The organism is Rhodomicrobium sp. Az07 (assembly GCF_018619475.1).
Taxonomy (GTDB): domain Bacteria; phylum Pseudomonadota; class Alphaproteobacteria; order Rhizobiales; family Rhodomicrobiaceae; genus Rhodomicrobium.
The window spans coordinates 33,576-49,957 of sequence record NZ_JAHFZG010000002.1 but is presented as its reverse complement, the minus strand read 5'-3'; the positions used below and the strand labels follow the sequence as shown (position 1 = coordinate 49,957).

Here is a 16,382-nt window from a genome sequence, read left to right as displayed (position 1 = left end):
GTGCGCCCAATGTGGAATTTATGCGGTTAAGAACAAATTTTGCGTTCGGTCTGTATCGCAATACTATCGCGGAACAATTCAAAGATTGGGCCGGGCGCCATCCGGCGACCGCCGCCTGGAGCCGGATCCGATCAGGTTGACCCGACCTGATCGGTGAGTCCGTCTCTAAACTTCAGAAAAGAGACCGTTTTACCGATCTGATGGCGATTCAATCAGATCGGAACGGGGTCTAGGAGCTGCTGAATGAGCATCGACATCAAATCGCTTTTCGCGGAGAACGAGGCGGGGCGCTATGCGCTCCATACGCGGTACCTGAACGAGCAGATGGTGCGCGTTCTCAAGACGATCGGCTACGATGTCGGCTTCGTGCGGGGACAAGGCGCTTATCTGTGGGACCGCGCGGGCGACAAATATCTCGACCTCCTGTCGGGATGGGGCGTCTTCGCGCTCGGCCGAAACAACCCGAAGGTGCAGGACGCGCTGCGGCAGATCCTCGACAGCGAGTTTCCGAACCTTGTGCAGATGGACGTGTCGCCGCTCGCGGGCGTCGTCGCCGAGCGCCTTCTCGCGCGGGCGCCGTGGCTCGACAAGGCGTTCTTCGCCAACTCGGGCACGGAAAGCGTCGAGGCCGCCATCAAGTTCGTACGCGCCGCCACGGGCCGCGCGGGCCTCGCCCATTGCGGCCATGCATTCCACGGCCTGTCCTACGGCTCGCTCTCGCTCAACGGCGACCAGATCTTCCGCAAGGGCTTCGAGGGCTTTCTCACCGATACGGTGGAAGTGCCGTTCAACGATCTCGACGCGCTCGAAGACGCGCTGAAGACGAATAAGATCGCGGGCTTCTTCGTCGAGCCGATCCAGGGCAAGGGTGTTCATGTGCCCGACGACGGCTACCTGAAGGGCGTTCAGGAGCTTTGCAAAAAATACGGCACGCTCTTCGTCGCGGACGAGATACAGACCGGCGTCGGCCGCACGGGCAAGTTTTTCGCCATCGATCATTGGCCCGGCGTCGAGCCGGACCTCGTCCTCGTCGCGAAGGCGCTCTCCGGCGGTCACGTTCCCGTCGGCGCGGTGCTGACGCGCAAGTGGATCTTCGACAGGCTGTTCAACCGCATGGATCGCGCGGTGGTTCACGGCTCCACTTTCGCCAAGAACGACATGGCGATGGCGGCCGCGCTCGGCACGCTCGCCACGCTCGAAGAAGACAAGGTGATCGAGAACGCAGCCGCAAAGGGCGAGCGGCTCATGGCCTCCTTCCGGTCGATGATCGGCCGCCACGAGTTGATGAAGGACGTTCGCGGCAAGGGGCTCATGATCGGCATCGAGTTCGGCGAGCCGAAATCCTTCGCTCTGCGCATGTCGTGGCATGCGCTGGAGACGGCGAACAAGGGCCTCTTCAGCCAGATGATCACCATTCCGCTGTTCAAGGAGCATAAAGTCCTCTGCCAGGTTGCGGGGCACGGCATGAACATCGTGAAGCTCCTGCCCGCGCTTACGCTGACCGACGACGACTGCACGTGGATCGAGGAGTCGTTCGACGCAACGATTGCCGCCGCTCACAAGGTGCCGGGCGCGGCGTGGTCGCTCGGCAAGACGCTCGCCGGGCATGCTCTCAAGTCGCGAGCGGAAGCATAAGACCACACGCTGAGGTTAACGCTCTTTAGGGTTTCGGCAACGAAACGGTGAAGCCTTTCCGCTACGATGGACCCGATAATGGAAGTTGGGGAGCGCAGTGCGCTTGCACAGCCACGGCGCTCGGTCTTTGCAGATCGGCCGCTCGCCTTCGCGGTGGCGGGGCGATCGGGGGAGATAGAATGAAAGCGTATGTCTTTCTGCTCAACGCGTCGCTGGTAACGAGTGTCGCGCTGGCGGTGACGGTTGCTTCGGGCGGCGCCGACGCGCTCGCGGGACTGGCGGTTTCGCCGTCTGACGGGCCGAACTCATCGGCAAACTACAACCCAAGGCGCGGTACGCCAAAGCCCGTGATCACGGCTCAAGCGGCGCCGCCGGCCGAGGCGCAGGCCGCGTCTGCACCCATCGTCCGTATGCACGCTCCCGCAGCCCCCGCTCCCGCCGCGAGCGCGCCGAATCCTGTTTCGGTCAAGCCCGCCGCGCCCGGCGTGAGACTGGCGGCCGGCGCGAACCCCGCCGTCGCGCCGTTTCCCATTCCCGGCACAGCGCCCATTCCTCCGAAGGTCATGAAGGCGACGCCCGCGAAGCACCTGTTCGGCGCGGCCCGCGAACCCGCCAAGATGGAAACGCGATCAATCGGCTTCTATGCCAAGGGCTGCCTCTCGGGTGCCCAGCAGCTTTCCGACAATGGCCCGGCCTGGCAGGCCATGCGGCTTTCGCGGAACCGCCACTGGGGCAATCCCGTCCTCGTGACCTTCGTCGAAAAGCTTGCCAAGGACGCCAAGGCGAAGGACGGATGGCCGGGCCTTCTGGTCGGCGACATGTCGATGCCGCGCGGCGGGCCGATGCCGTTCGGTCACGCGAGCCATCAGGTCGGTCTCGACGTCGACATCTGGTACAGGCCGATGCCCGACCGGACGCTCCCGACCGATGAGCGCGAGCGGATGAAGATGGACAGCGTCCTCCTCGATCCCGTGCACGTCAACGAGCAGATGTGGACGCCGGACCACGTCAAGCTTCTGCGGCGAGCGGTGTCCTACCCGGAGGTCGCGCGCGTTTTCGTCAATCCCGCGATCAAGAAGTGGATGTGCGATAACGTGAAGGACGACAGGGGCTTTCTGCACAAGATTCAGCCCATCATGGGCCACGATGCGCATTTCCATGTTCGGCTAGCCTGCCCCGCCGGCGATGAGGGCTGCCGCAATCAGCCGCCCCTTCCTGCTGGAGACGGGTGCGGCGGGGGACTGGACAAGTGGATCGCGAAGCTTTCGAAGCCGGTGGTTCCCGTCGCGCCGAGGCCCAAGGTAGCTTCCGCTCCGGTGAAACGGAAGTCCGGCATCACGATGTCGCAGCTTCCGCCAGCCTGCGAAGCGGTGCTGAACGCGCCGTCGGTTACGCTCGCCGCGCATTGACGCGCGATACGAGCGTCAGAAGAAAAAGCCCGCGACGCAAGTCGCGGGCTTCTTGTTCAGTCGCTCTGACGGGGACTTAGTAGTCCATACCGCCGCCCGGCATCGCCGGCATCGGAGAGTCCTTCTTCGGCTTCTCGGCGATCATGGCCTCGGTCGTGATCAGGAGGCCAGCCACGGAAGCGGCGTCCTGAAGCGCGATGCGAACCACCTTCACCGGGTCGATGACACCAGCGGCGACGAGGTTCGAGTACTCCCCGGTCGCGGCGTTGTAGCCGAAATTGTAGTCGTCGTTTTCGAGAACCTTGCCAGCTACCACCGCGCCGTCTTCGCCAGCGTTCGCGACGATGATACGGATCGGGGCCTGGATCGCGCGACGGACGATGTTGATGCCCGCCTTCTGGTCTTCGTTCTCGCCGGTGAGGCCTTCAAGCGCGGAGATCGCGCGGAGCAGAGCCACGCCGCCGCCCGGAAGAAAGCCCTCTTCAACGGCCGCGCGGGTCGCGTTCAGAGCGTCGTCGACGCGGTCCTTCTTTTCCTTCACTTCGATTTCCGTCGCGCCGCCGACGCGGATCACCGCAACGCCGCCCGCGAGCTTCGCAAGACGCTCCTGGAGCTTCTCACGGTCGTAGTCGGAGGTCGTGTCCTCGATCTGAGCCTTGATCTGGTTGATACGGGCTTCGATCTCTTTCGCGTCGCCGGAGCCATCGACGATGGTCGTGTCGTCCTTCGTGATGGTGATCTTCTTGGCGCGGCCGAGCATCGCAATGTTGACGTTCTCAAGCTTGATGCCGAGGTCTTCGGAAATGAGCTGGCCGCCCGTCAGAACCGCGATGTCTTGCAGCATGGCCTTGCGGCGGTCGCCGAAGCCCGGAGCCTTCACGGCCGCGACCTTGAGGCCGCCGCGCAGCTTGTTGACGACGAGCGTGGCCAGAGCCTCGCCTTCGACGTCTTCAGCGATGATGAGGAGCGGACGGGCCGACTGGACGACGGCTTCGAGAACCGGCAGCAGCGGCTGGAGGTTGGAGAGCTTCTTCTCGTAGATCAGGATGAACGGATCGTCGAGATCGACGCGCATCTTCTCGGCGTCGGTGATGAAGTAGGGAGAGATGTAGCCGCGGTCGAACTGCATGCCTTCGACGACTTCGAGTTCGAAGTCGAGCGACTTGCTCTCTTCAACCGTGATGACGCCCTCGTTGCCGACCTTCTCCATCGCTTCCGCGATCTTGGCGCCGACTTCGCTGTCGCCGTTCGCGGAGATCGTGCCGACCTGCGCGACTTCGGAGGACGATGTAACCTTCTTCGCCTTGCTCTGGAGATCCTTCACGACGGCCGTGACCGCGAGATCGACGCCGCGCTTGAGGTCCATCGGGTTCGCGCCGGCGGCGACGGACTTCGCGCCTTCCTTGACGATCGCCTGAGCGAGAACGGTCGCGGTGGTCGTGCCGTCGCCGGCAATGTCGTTGGTCTTGGAGGCGACTTCGCGCACCATCTGCGCGCCCATGTTCTCGAACTTGTCTTCAAGCTCGATTTCCTTCGCGACCGTCACGCCGTCCTTCGTGATGCGCGGCGCACCGAAAGACTTGTCGAGCACGACATTGCGGCCTTTCGGGCCGAGCGTAACCTTCACGGCGTCAGCGAGGATATCGACGCCACGAATCATGCGCTCGCGGGCGTCCTGGCCAAAACGTACGTCTTTAGCAGCCATTGTTCATGACTCCTTTGAATTGAGAGTGAAACTTTGAAGGGGTGAAATCAGTTTACGCGGCTTTCTTCTTCTTGCCGCCGCCTTCATGACCTTCGAGGATGCCGAGGATATCGCTTTCCTTCATGATCAGGAGGTCTTCGCCGTCGATCTTGACTTCGGTGCCGGACCATTTGCCGAAGAGAACGCGGTCGCCTTCCTTCACGTCGAGAGAGACGAGCTTGCCTTCTTCGTTACGGGCACCGGGGCCGACGGCGATCACTTCGCCCTGCTGAGGCTTTTCCTTCGCCGTGTCCGGAATGATGATGCCGCCCTTGGTGCGCTCTTCTTCTTCGAGACGGCGCACGACGACGCGGTCATGCAGGGGCCGGAACTTCACTGACATGTGTATCCTCCTCAGACGACAAATCTGGATCTTGAATGTGTGGGTGCGGCATATGCGCTCGCGTTTACCCTGCCGCTGAGATAGGCCGGAACTGTTAGCACTGTCAAGTGGTGAGTGCTAATTTTCGACCGAGGCCTAAGCAAGGGTGAAGCCTGAAGAAGCGGATTTGACGAAATATCGTCATAATAAAATTGCAGTCGGATTGGCATGCCACGAAGCAGTGCATCGGGCGGTCGTCCCGAGTTCGAAGGGGATCATTTTATGAACGATATTATTGCAGAAGACGTTAATTCCCAGTCGGGGCAACCTCCTTTGGGAGATCGGAACAAACCCGAGGAAGAAAAGAAGCGGCGCGGCGCGATATGGCTCTGGATCCTCGCGGTTCTTCTTTTTCTGGCTGCGCTGGTCGCGGGTGCAATCCTGTATGCCGAGCAGGCGACAAGAAAGGTCGAAGCCACGCCCGCGCCTCAACCCTTGGAAGCCGCCCCGAAGCCGGTTGCCGAAAAGCGTGCTCCCAGGGAAAAGGTCGAGAATGCCTATTTCTTCCGCATCGACGGCAAGGACGCGGAAGGGCGCGCGGCATCATTTGACTATATCATCGTCACCAGCGACTATACTTGGGTGAAGGGAAGCACGACCGAAGTCGTGTCCAATGATACGGTCATCCCCGAAGACGAAGCCGCCGACCGGATCATCACACCGAAGGTGAGGGAGTCGTTTGCCAGCGCACTCGACGTGATCGCTGTCGGTCTCGCCTCGCGGGAAGGCGATCGCGCGGCGGAGGAAGAGCGCGCGCTGGCCCGTGCCCAGACGGTCGCCGGATGGATTTCCAAGGTGACGGACGCTTCGATTCCGCTCTGGACGCTCACTCTCGGACAATACGACAGGGGCGCCTGCAAGGCGCAACAGGATGCGGATTCGAGCTATGAGCGGCCGGTCCTTCTTGCCAGCGTGCGCGCGAGGGGCGACGGCGTGAACCTGACGGAAGCATTTTCCGATGCGATCAGCGGGCATGACAACCTGCCGAGCCGCAATTGCTATTCGCAGTTCGAACTGGTGAAAATCCGCTGATTAACGAGTGCCGGGCGGCCACGCCGTCCCGGCCTTCGAAAGGCGAGCGACGCTTTTTCAACAGGTTGGCGCGGTCGAAGGGTGCCGGACGCACCACCTTTCCCCAACCTTGCAGTCGCATTTTTGCGATTCATCTCGTCAGCAGCGAAAAGGCTCGCTATTTGCGGGCACTTAACGTTTCGGCTTTCGCCCGATCCCTCCACCAAGGCTCTTCATGGATTCCCTGCCGACGGCCGTAGCCGGTCTCAAGACCTGGAAGCTGGTACTGATCGCGTTTCTTGCGGGCGCGCTGTCAGTACTTGCCATGGCGCCGTTTCACATCTGGCCGGTTCTGTTCCTCACTTTCCCGCTGATGATCTGGACGCTCGATGCCGTCGCGATTCGCGACGACGCAACGACGCGCCTCGACGCTTATGTGAAGCGTCTCAAGAGCGCCGCGCTGCTCGGCTGGGCCTTCGGTTTCGGCTATTTCCTCGCCGGAATCTATTGGATCGGCTTCGCGTTTTATGTCGACGCGCAACGTTATGCGATCCTGATGCCGTTCGCCGTCATCGGGCTTTGTGCTGCGCTCGGGCTGTTCTACGCGGTCGCGGCGGTGCTCGCGGCGGCGATGTGGCGGCGGGGCTATGCGCGTATCGTCGGGTTCGTCTTCGCGTTCTTCTGCGCGGAGGCGGCGCGCGGGTACTTCTTCACCGGCTTTCCATGGAATTTGTTCGGGCAGGCGCTGGCCGCCGACGAAGCGCCGATGCAGATGGCGGCCTACATCGGCATTTATGGGCTGACGCTCGCCGCGCTTTTCATCTTCTCAGCGCCAGCCGCTTTCATTGCGGCGCCTGACGCCCGCTTCCGAAGGCTTTCCGCTCCCGTCCTGGTGGCGGCGCTGACACTCGCGGCGTTCTACGCGGTGGGCGCGCAAAGGCTTGAGCAGACTGTGGGCGATGTCCCCGGCGTCCGTATCCGCATCGTTCAGCCGAATATTCCGCAACAAGAAAAGTGGAAGCCGGAAAATCGCCGATGGATCTTCGACCGCGCGCTCCAGTTGAGCCGCAGCGGTACTTCCGGCGAAGAAATCTCAGCCTTTACACATGTCATCTGGCCTGAATCTTCAGTGCCGGTTCTCTTCGCTTTCAACGATCGGATTTACAGCGACGAGGTGCGCGATGCTCTTTCCGCGCTCATTCCGGACGGAACCGCCCTGATTATCGGCGCCGAGCGCGCGGAAGGAAGCCTTGACGCAGACGGGCGCGCACGCTTCGACCGCGCTTTCAACAGTTTATTTTTGTTGGGGAAAGGGGCCGAGATCCGGGCCGTCTACGACAAGATTCACCTCGTCCCGTTCGGCGAATACGTGCCCCTCGGAGAGGTGCTGATGAAGGCAGGTTTCTCCGCTTTTTCCCACAGGTTGGACGGTTTTGAGGCGGGCGCGGGGCCAGCGGTCCCGATCGAGAGCCCGAGGGCGGCCCCGTTTCTGCCGCTCATCTGCTACGAGATTATCTTTCCTGGAAGAACTGGAAGTCTGCCAAAAAGACCGGAATGGCTGGTCAACGTCACTAACGATGCATGGTTTGGACAGTCCACCGGACCATATCAACACCTCCACCTGGCCCGCATTCGAGCCGTGGAAGAAGGCTTGCCGGTGGCCCGGGCAGCCAATACCGGAATTTCCGCAATCATCGATCCTTTTGGCCGCATTTTGAACAAAATAGATTTGGGTAAAGCTGGGACAATTGACCACAGTTTGCCTCGTGCATTGCCAATAACCTTTCATCAAAAACTGAGGATGCCGTCCTTTATTGCATTATTTTTCTTCACGCTTCAATTTTATCTGGCTATGGTTGCGCTCGCAAAGGTCGGATGATTCTAACTTCCCGAACTGATTGGGGAATCTTGCGGTAACGAGAAATACGTTTTGGTGATATCTCGAAAACGGTCCGTTAGCAGATAAGAAGAAGCTTGACGGCTCGTTCACGCATAACTACAACTTTTAGGTAGTGGGAATAGGTCATACGGCTGAGTGCGCAACTTAAAGATGGCGGAGAGAGATGGGGCGGAACATGGGCATGGTCGAGTCACCGGTTTCAATATTGGCTAGCGACGAGATATATGAAACTGCGGGGCGCAAGCCGAATCCGGTTGATATTCACGTCGGCAGCCGCGTGCGATATCGTCGCATGATAATCGGCATGAGCCAGGAGAAGCTGGGTGAGAAAATGAACCTCACATTCCAGCAAATTCAGAAATACGAAAAAGGAACAAACCGGATCGGCGCAAGTCGCCTCTTCCAGCTTTCGAAGATTCTGGAAGTGCCGGTTGGCTATTTCTTTGAAGACGCCTTTGCTCACAGCGCGCCGACGAACGCAGCTCACGGCCTTCATGAACCGGAGCAGGAGAGTTTTCTTCTCGATTTTCTCAACTCCCGCGAAGGTCTAGAACTCAACAAGGCATTCGCCAAGATACAGGATCCGAAGGTGCGGCGGCGCGTCATAGATCTCGTAAGGGCCTTGTCAGAGGAAAAGCCTGAGGCTAAGGAAAGCCAGCCGGTGATTGCAAACGATCTCGGCTAGCATGGCGGTTCGCCATGCTTTCCAGGCAAATCGTGCAAGGATTGGAACGAGGTAGTGTCTCGCAATAGCTATCATTTCACAAGCGAATCGGTTTCCGAGGGGCACCCTGACAAGGTCTGCGACCAGATCTCGGACGCGATTGTCGATCTTTACCTCGCCGCCGATCCGCATTCGCGGGTGGCGTTGGAGACTCTCGCGACCACGAACCGGGTCGTTCTCGCGGGCGAAGTCCGGGGACCGGCTTCCGTCACCAGCGACAAGCTGATCGAGACGGCGCGCAACGTGATCCGCGACATCGGCTACGAGCAGGATGGGTTCGACTGGCGGACCGCCGACATCGTATCCTACGTCCATGCTCAATCCGCCGACATCGCGCAAGGCGTCGACGCTGCGGGCAACAAGGATGAAGGCGCCGGCGACCAGGGCATCATGTTCGGCTTCGCTACGCGCGAAACCGAAAGCTTCATGCCGGCACCGATCTATTACGCACACCGTATCCTGTTCGAAATCTCCAGGCTGCGCCGCGCCGGGCAACTCCCCGAACTTGCGCCCGATGCCAAGAGCCAGGTTTCGCTTTACTACGAAAACGGCAAGCCCGTGCGCGCAACCTCTGTCGTGGTCTCGACGCAGCATGCCGAGGACGCGACTCAGGAGCGCATCCGCGAGATCGTCGGCAACATCGTCAGCGAGGTGCTTCCGGTGGGCTGGATGTGCCCGAAGGAAGAGTTTTACGTCAATCCGACGGGGCGTTTCGTGATCGGCGGACCCGATGGCGACAGCGGACTCACCGGACGCAAGATTATCGTCGACACCTACGGCGGCGCTGCTCCTCATGGCGGCGGTGCCTTCTCCGGCAAGGATCCGACAAAGGTTGACCGTTCGGCGGCTTACGCGGCGCGCTATGTGGCCAAGAACGTTGTCGCGGCGGGGTTGGCCGACAAATGCACGTTGCAGCTTTCCTACGCCATCGGTGTCGCGAAGCCTTTGTCCATCTACGCCGACCTTCATGGCACCGGCCGTGTGGACGAAGGCAAGCTTGAGGCCGTGATCGCCGAGATCGTGGACCTCAGCCCCCGTGGCATCCGCGAGCGCCTGCAACTCAGCCGTCCCATCTATCAGCGGACCGCGAGCTATGGCCACTTCGGCCGCACGCCGACCGACGATGGCGGCTTCTCATGGGAGCGGCTCGACCTTGTCGACTCGCTGAAAGATGCGTTGACCTGAGCGTGACGAAAATCGATGTCGCGCCGTGCGGGGAAACCGGCGGCGCGGCTCAAGCCACCGAAAGATGGATTCGATCCTTCAGCCGCAGAAAGGGCAGAACGCTCTCTCCGCGGCAATCTTCGTTGCTGGCCGAGGCGCTGCAAAACCGTTCTATCGAGGTCGACCGCCCGCTGGACGTTTCCGCACTGAGGCGGCTCTTCCCCGAAGGCGTACAGGATATCTGGCTCGAAATCGGGTTCGGCGGCGGCGAGCACCTCGTCTGGCAGGCCGAACACAATCCTCGCGTCGGAATCGTCGGCGCGGAACCCTATCTGAACGGCGTCGTCTCGGCGATGGATGCCCTCATATCGCGCGGTCTGGCCGGGCGCGTCCGTTTTCATGCCGACGACGTGCTCGCTTTGCTCCGGGGGCTGCCGCCTGAGTGTCTCTCGCGCGCGTTCATGCTGTTTCCCGACCCGTGGCCCAAGAAGCGCCACCGCGAGCGTCGGCTTTTCTCCGCCCATCTCCTCGATAAGCTCGCGCCCCTGCTGCGGCCCGGCGCAGAATTTCGATTCGCTTCCGACATCGACGATTACGCCGAGGCGGCCATCGAAGCGGTGCGCGCGCATCCCGCTTTTGACATCGCGCATGTCTTCGCCACTGCAAACCGCGATGTCCTGCCGGACTGGCCCGTAACGCGCTACGAAGAGAAGGCGCGACGCGAGGGGCGCGGCGCGACGTTTCTTGTTCTCCAGCGCGCGGGTTGATCTGGCTCGGCGATGCGATGGTCGACATGGTTGAGCGATCGTCGGCAACAAGGCGGCGCGGACCTGAAAGGCTGCGAATATTGGCCTCGCGGTGTTCGATGACCGGTTGGCGATTCGGTTGAAACAAGCGCGCCTTCCCGGCAGGTGCTCCTGCCACTGCCGTCTCAGCTTCCCCAAATAATCAGCGGCTTTTGCAGCTTTCGTCGGCCCGTCGGCCGGCGAAATCGCCTCGTGTCGCCGCAAATCAACCCACAGCCTGTCCCCCGCTTGTCAACAGGGAAATGCGGCCCCATCGGGGCTTTTAAACAGGATCGACACAACATGTAGAGGCGCCGTCAACACAACCCACAAGGTTTTGTGCGCTGTGGCACGCTGGTAACAGCCCTCCGAAGGCGAATCACCTTAGGGTCGGACATGCCGCTGCGGGGAGCGCCCTTCGAGGAGGGCGCGGCGGCATCTATCCCTCAGTCGGCAAACTGTCTTCCAATTCGAGTTGTTTCAGCCATCCGTTTTCCGGGTGCGCTGGCGTGCGCCCTCTCGTCAGGAGGGTGGTTCTGTTGCGTCTGCGTCGAGTTCTGCGTCCAGCACAAATCACTGAACAAAGCGGGCAGGCGCGATCACGCGCCGGGCAGGAGAATCCATGCGGATCGAACGGCGATTCACTACCAGCGGGCAGTCTCCTTACGAGACGATTCAGTTCCGTCAGGCGACGAGCGAACTGAAAAATCCGGACGGCAAAATGATTTTCCAGCTCGAAGGCTTCTTCGTGCCGGAACAGTGGAGCCAGGTGGCCGCCGACATCATCGCGCAGAAATATTTCCGCAAGGCGGGCGTGCCCGCGCGGCTGAAGCGTGTCGAGGAAAACAGCGTACCGTCATGGCTGTGGCGCTCCGTCCCCGATCATCAGGCGCTTGCCGAGCTTCCCGAGGCCGAGCGCTTCGGTCCCGAAAAGGACGCGCGTCAGGTGTTCGACCGCATGGTAGGCGCGTGGACGTACTGGGGCTGGAAGGGCGGCTATTTCTCGTCGGAGGAGGACGCCCGCACGTTCCACGACGAGCTTTGCTACATGCTCGCCATGCAGATGGCCGCGCCGAACAGCCCACAGTGGTTCAACACCGGCCTGCATTGGGCCTACGGCATCGACGGCCCCGGCCAGGGCCACTATTACGTGGACTTCGAGACCGGCGAACTCGTCCGCTCCGCCAGCGCCTATGAGCACCCGCAGCCGCACGCCTGCTTCATCCAGTCCGTCGAAGACGATCTCGTCAATGAAAACGGCATCATGGATCTCTGGGTCCGCGAGGCGCGCCTGTTCAAATACGGCTCCGGCACCGGTTCGAATTTCTCGCGGCTCCGCAGCGAGGGCGAGCGCCTTTCCGGCGGGGGCAAGTCGTCCGGCCTGATGAGCTTCCTCAAGATCGGCGACAAGGCCGCGGGCGCGATCAAGTCCGGCGGCACAACGCGCCGCGCCGCGAAAATGGTGATCGTCGATGCCGACCACCCGGATATCGAGGCGTTCATCAACTGGAAGGTGCTCGAAGAGCAGAAGGTGGCGGCGCTCGTCGCGGGCTCGAAGATTTGCGCGAAGCACCTCGCGGCCATCATGCGCGCGTGTGTGAACTGCGAAGGCCACGGCGAAGATTGCTTCGATCCCTTGAAGAATGTCGCGTTGAAGCGCGAAATCAAGGCGGCGCGCGCGGCCTTCGTGCCCGACGCCTACATCCAGCGCGTGATCCACTTCGCGCGGCAGGGGTTCAAGTCCATCGAGTTTCCGAGCTTCGATACCGATTGGGAAGGCGAGGCATATCGCACCGTCGGCGGCCAGAATTCGAACAACACCGTTCGCGTTGATGATTCGTTCCTGCGCGCGGTGGAGGTCGACGGCGACTGGCACCTGATGTCCCGTACCACGGACAAGGCCGTGAAGACCCTCAAGGCGCGCGCGCTGATGGACCAGATCTCGGAGGCGGCCTGGGCCAGCGCCGATCCGGGCATCCAGTTCCACACCACGATCAACGATTGGCACACCTGCCCGGCGAGCGGCCCGATCCGCGCATCCAATCCGTGCTCGGAATACATGTTCCTCGACGACACCGCGTGTAATCTCGCGTCGCTGAACCTGCTGTCGTTCCGCCCGCAAGATGGCGAAGCTCGCCTCGTCGACGCGGAAGCCTTCGCGCATGCCTGCCGCCTGTGGACGGTCGTGCTCGAAATTTCCGTGACGATGGCGCAATTCCCGTCGAAGGAAATCGCGCAGCGCTCGTATGACTTCCGCACCCTTGGCCTCGGTTATGCGAATCTCGGCGGCCTCCTCATGGTCTCCGGCCTCGGCTACGACTCGGACGAAGGCCGCGCGCTGGCGGCGGCGGTTTCCGCGCTCATGACCGGCGTCAGCTACGCCACGTCCGCCGAGATGGCGAAGGAACTCGGCGCGTTTCCCGGTTACGGGCCGAACGCTGCTCACATGCTGCGCGTGATGAAGAACCATCGCCGCGCGGCCTATGGGCGCGACAATGGCTACGAGCTGCTTTCCACAAGCCCCGTGCCGCTCAAGGACGGCGTCTGCCCGCAAACCGATCTCGTCACGGTGGCCCGCGAGGTGTGGGACGATGTGATCTCGCTCGGGCAGATGCACGGTTTCCGCAACGCGCAGGTGTCGGTCATCGCGCCGACAGGCACCATCGGCCTCGTGATGGACTGCGATACGACGGGCATCGAGCCGGACTTCGCGCTCGTGAAGTTCAAGAAGCTTTCGGGCGGCGGCTACTTCAAGATCATCAACCGCGCCGTGCCCGAAGCGCTGCGGAACCTCGGCTATACGCTGAAGCAGATCGACGCGATCATCGCCTATGCGGTCGGACGCGGCACGCTGGCGACGGCACCGCATATCAACCACAAGACGCTCGCCGCGAAGGGCTTCACGCCGGACAAGATCGCCGCCGTCGAAGCCGGTCTCGGCGCCGCGTTCGACATCAAGTTCGTCTTCAACAAGTGGACGCTCGGCGACGATTTCTGCAAGGGCGTGCTCAAGCTCACCGATGAGCAGATGGCCGCGCCGAGCTTCGACCTGCTTGCGGCGATCGGCTTCCCGAGGGCGGAAATCGATGCGGCCAACGAGTATGTTTGCGGCACGATGACCCTCGAAGGCGCGCCGGGCCTCAAACCGGAGCACCTGCCCGTGTTCGACTGCGCGAATCCGTGCGGCAAAAAGGGCAAGCGCGCGCTGTCATGGCAGAGCCATATCCGCATGATGGCGGCGGCGCAGCCGTTCATCTCCGGTGCGATCTCGAAGACGATCAACATGCCGAATTCGGCCAGCATCGCCGATTGCCGCGAAGCCTACATGCTGTCGTGGAAGCTCGCGCTGAAGGCGAACGCTCTTTACCGCGACGGCTCCAAGCTTTCGCAGCCGCTGTCCGCGCAGCTTCTCGCCGATAACGACGCGGATGCCGAGGATGCCGCGGAAGCGCTGCTCGCCGCGCCGCAGGGCCGTCGCGCGCAGATCGTGGCGGAACGCGTGATCGAGCGCATCATCGAGCGCGTCCGCCTCAAGGCCGAGCGCGAGAAGCTTCCGAACCGCCGCAAGGGCTATACGCAGAAGGCCGTCGTCGGTGGCCACAAGGTCTATCTGCGCACGGGCGAATTCGAGGATGGCCGCCTCGGCGAAATCTTCATCGACATGCACAAGGAAGGCGCGGCCTTCCGCAGCTTGATGAACAACTTCGCCATCGCGATCAGCCTCGGCCTGCAATATGGCGTGCCGCTCGACGAATTCGTGGAGGCGTTCACCTTCACGCGCTTCGAACCGGCGGGCTTCGTGCAGGGCAACGAGGCGATCAAGAACGCGACGTCGATCCTCGATTACATCTTCCGTGAACTGGCGGTGTCCTATCTCGGCCGCAACGACCTCGCCCATGTCGACCCGTCGCAGATCGGCGCGACGGTGATGGGCGGCGGCGTGGCTGACGACAGGCCGGGCCAGAAGGCCGCGGCGGCCGCCAATCCGGTGATCTACGCAGACCGTTATGTGTCGAAGGGTCTCACACGCGGGCTTCACCACAAAGTTGTCATAGTTCAGGATCAGCCTAAGAATGAGCGAATCGGTGGCGCCGGCTCGTATGATACGCATGGCGCCCTCGCTTATGCCCTGCGTCCGGAAGACGAGGATTTGTCTCCGCTGGGTTCTCTCGATGTAAACGCGCGCGATGGGGCAAGTGCCGCGTTGAATACTTCCCATCTGACAGTACCGCTCGGAGCAAGGCCCGGTAAGGCCGACTTGCTCGCGGAAGCGCGCGCGAAGGGTTACGAGGGCGAAGCCTGCGGCACATGCGGCAACTTCACTCTCGTGCGCAACGGAACTTGTCTGAAGTGCGATACCTGCGGCGGCACGACGGGATGCTCATAAGGCTGCCATAGCGTTCGGAGGGTTTGCGCGGAGTCTCGCGCAGACCTCTGGATGATCGCCTCGGACCTAGCCAAGGGCTGAACGCAACGATGGCGCTCTGGACGATCAACCAGCCGCAAGACCACGACGTCTATACGATCGTGTATCTCCTGAAAGACGCGCTGAAATCGGCAATCAGCGATGCATGGTTCTTCGAAAGAACCGCACTTCCCAAAGCCGACGTAAGAGGAGCCGGGCACGCGGAAATCGCCGCCCGGCTCGGCCGTTTCCGCGAAGGGTGCAAGACCTTCCAGGAACGCGAAGCGCTGATGCTGATGAAGATGATGCGGGCGCGAAACTGGGCTTCGGAATTGCGCAAGCTCGCCCCCGATTTTCAGGACGAGATTGAACAGATGCTGGAGGCCACGTCCGCTTGCGAGGCGTTGCAGGCCGAATTCGTCCGCGACGCGCAGCGCATGTTCAACGGCGGCGGCTCTCTCTCGCGCTTCCTCTCTCTGCGTCAGCCGGACCCGCGCAGCGCGAATCAGCCGATCCATGGCGGATCGTATCTCGTGGGCGGGCGCACGGCGCTGTTTGAATTGCGCACCGCCTGCGAAGTGTTCCTGGCGCAGATCGACGACGTGTTTTTCGCGGCCCGCGCCGAAGAGCTGTCGGACCTTCTGCCGGACCCCGCACCTGTGCCGGTCGGCTATCTCGAAGCGCCGACGCACGACGGACCGCTGGCCCTGCCGCTCGCGCTCCTCGAAGACGCGACGAGCGCAAACACCGATGCACCGCCGCTGCATTAGTCTAGGCGCTGGACCGAACTCAGCCCGGCCTGCCGATGAAGAAGGAACGCTGCGGATCCATGACGCACGATTACAAGCGGCACGGAACGACGACGCTGTTTGCCGCCCTCAACGTCCTCGACTGCACCGTGACCGGCCGCAACATGCAGCGCCTTGAGCGGCATCCGCGCTGGGTCTTCCACTTCGCCCCAACGTCTTGCTCCCGGCTCAATGCCGTCGTGGGATACTTCGCAGAACTCCAAACGGCGTTTCAAACGAGGAGCGTTCCACTCCCTTGTCGACCTTCAAGCCGCAATCAACCGCTTCCTCGAAGAGCATAACTTGGAGGCCAAGCCTTTCGTCTGGACCGAAGCACCAGACGCGATCATCGCTGCCGTTAAACGTGGGTACCAAACGTTAGATTCGCTCCACTAGCGGTCTGCTTCGAAGGAGGGCTGCTCCGCCGCGGAGATA

11 protein-coding genes and 1 pseudogene are annotated in these 16,382 nt (G+C 61.8%); 10 read left to right on the top strand and 2 right to left on the bottom strand.

What is annotated here, in order from left to right:
* The first annotated feature begins 243 nt into the window (after positions 1-243).
* Both KKP04_RS01825 and mepA read left to right on the top strand, forming a co-directional pair.
* Entirely contained in the window at positions 244-1,635 is a 1,392-nt protein-coding gene (locus tag KKP04_RS01825; RefSeq protein ID WP_215025796.1) for an aspartate aminotransferase family protein, read from the top strand.
* A gap of 179 nt (positions 1,636-1,814) precedes the next feature.
* On the top strand, positions 1,815-3,044 hold the full coding sequence (mepA, locus tag KKP04_RS01820) for a penicillin-insensitive murein endopeptidase (RefSeq protein WP_215025793.1): 1,230 nt from the start codon (positions 1,815-1,817) through the stop codon (positions 3,042-3,044).
* Between the two features lie 76 nt (positions 3,045-3,120).
* Here mepA and groL read toward each other — a convergent pair whose 3' ends face one another.
* Together groL and groES are read right to left on the bottom strand one after the other, a co-directional pair.
* Positions 3,121-4,749 carry a chaperonin GroEL gene (gene groL, locus KKP04_RS01815; RefSeq protein ID WP_215025776.1) on the bottom strand — a complete coding sequence of 543 codons (1,629 nt, stop codon included), beginning with the start codon at positions 4,747-4,749 and terminating at the stop codon, positions 3,121-3,123.
* 52 nt (positions 4,750-4,801) lie between these two features.
* Entirely contained in the window at positions 4,802-5,125 is a 324-nt protein-coding gene (gene groES, locus KKP04_RS01810) for a co-chaperone GroES (RefSeq protein WP_371818683.1), read from the bottom strand.
* Positions 5,126-5,392: 267 nt separating this feature from the next.
* On the opposite strand from groES, the gene KKP04_RS01805 reads away from it, so the two are divergent.
* From KKP04_RS01805 to KKP04_RS01770, 8 genes and pseudogenes are all read left to right on the top strand, one after another.
* Positions 5,393-6,202: a hypothetical protein gene (locus KKP04_RS01805; RefSeq protein ID WP_215025756.1), complete on the top strand. Its 810-nt coding sequence runs from the start codon at positions 5,393-5,395 to the stop codon at positions 6,200-6,202.
* A 214-nt stretch (positions 6,203-6,416) separates the two neighbouring features.
* Entirely contained in the window at positions 6,417-8,060 is a 1,644-nt protein-coding gene (gene lnt / locus KKP04_RS01800; protein ID WP_215025753.1) for an apolipoprotein N-acyltransferase, read from the top strand.
* Between the two features lie 202 nt (positions 8,061-8,262).
* Positions 8,263-8,766, top strand: a complete 504-nt coding sequence (locus KKP04_RS01795) for a helix-turn-helix domain-containing protein (protein ID WP_215026281.1) — start codon at positions 8,263-8,265, stop codon at positions 8,764-8,766.
* A 54-nt stretch (positions 8,767-8,820) separates the two neighbouring features.
* Positions 8,821-9,990, top strand: coding sequence for a methionine adenosyltransferase (metK, locus tag KKP04_RS01790; protein ID WP_215025750.1), 1,170 nt, complete (start codon positions 8,821-8,823; stop codon positions 9,988-9,990).
* A 122-nt stretch (positions 9,991-10,112) separates the two neighbouring features.
* Positions 10,113-10,736: a tRNA (guanosine(46)-N(7))-methyltransferase TrmB gene (locus KKP04_RS01785; RefSeq protein ID WP_251133841.1), complete on the top strand. Its 624-nt coding sequence runs from the start codon at positions 10,113-10,115 to the stop codon at positions 10,734-10,736.
* 640 nt (positions 10,737-11,376) lie between these two features.
* Entirely contained in the window at positions 11,377-15,141 is a 3,765-nt protein-coding gene (locus tag KKP04_RS01780; protein ID WP_215025745.1) for a vitamin B12-dependent ribonucleotide reductase, read from the top strand.
* Between the two features lie 89 nt (positions 15,142-15,230).
* Positions 15,231-15,929: a hypothetical protein gene (locus KKP04_RS01775; protein WP_215025742.1), complete on the top strand. Its 699-nt coding sequence runs from the start codon at positions 15,231-15,233 to the stop codon at positions 15,927-15,929.
* 5 nt (positions 15,930-15,934) lie between these two features.
* A pseudogene (locus tag KKP04_RS01770) lies at positions 15,935-16,343 on the top strand (IS630 family transposase); the annotation flags it as partial.
* Between the last annotated feature and the right edge of the window lie 39 nt (positions 16,344-16,382).

Excerpts from the sequence above, each read along its gene's own strand:
- KKP04_RS01825 (WP_215025796.1), top strand. The coding sequence starts at position 244 with ATGAGCATCGACATCAAATCGCTTTTCGCGGAGAACGAGGCGGGGCGC.
- groL (WP_215025776.1), bottom strand. The coding sequence starts at position 4,749 with ATGGCTGCTAAAGACGTACGTTTTGGCCAGGACGCCCGCGAGCGCATG.
- mepA (WP_215025793.1), top strand. The coding sequence starts at position 1,815 with ATGAAAGCGTATGTCTTTCTGCTCAACGCGTCGCTGGTAACGAGTGTC.
- KKP04_RS01775 (WP_215025742.1), top strand. The coding sequence starts at position 15,231 with ATGGCGCTCTGGACGATCAACCAGCCGCAAGACCACGACGTCTATACG.
- KKP04_RS01780 (WP_215025745.1), top strand. The coding sequence starts at position 11,377 with ATGCGGATCGAACGGCGATTCACTACCAGCGGGCAGTCTCCTTACGAG.
- KKP04_RS01805 (WP_215025756.1), top strand. The coding sequence starts at position 5,393 with ATGAACGATATTATTGCAGAAGACGTTAATTCCCAGTCGGGGCAACCT.
- KKP04_RS01795 (WP_215026281.1), top strand. The coding sequence starts at position 8,263 with ATGGTCGAGTCACCGGTTTCAATATTGGCTAGCGACGAGATATATGAA.
- lnt (WP_215025753.1), top strand. The coding sequence starts at position 6,417 with ATGGATTCCCTGCCGACGGCCGTAGCCGGTCTCAAGACCTGGAAGCTG.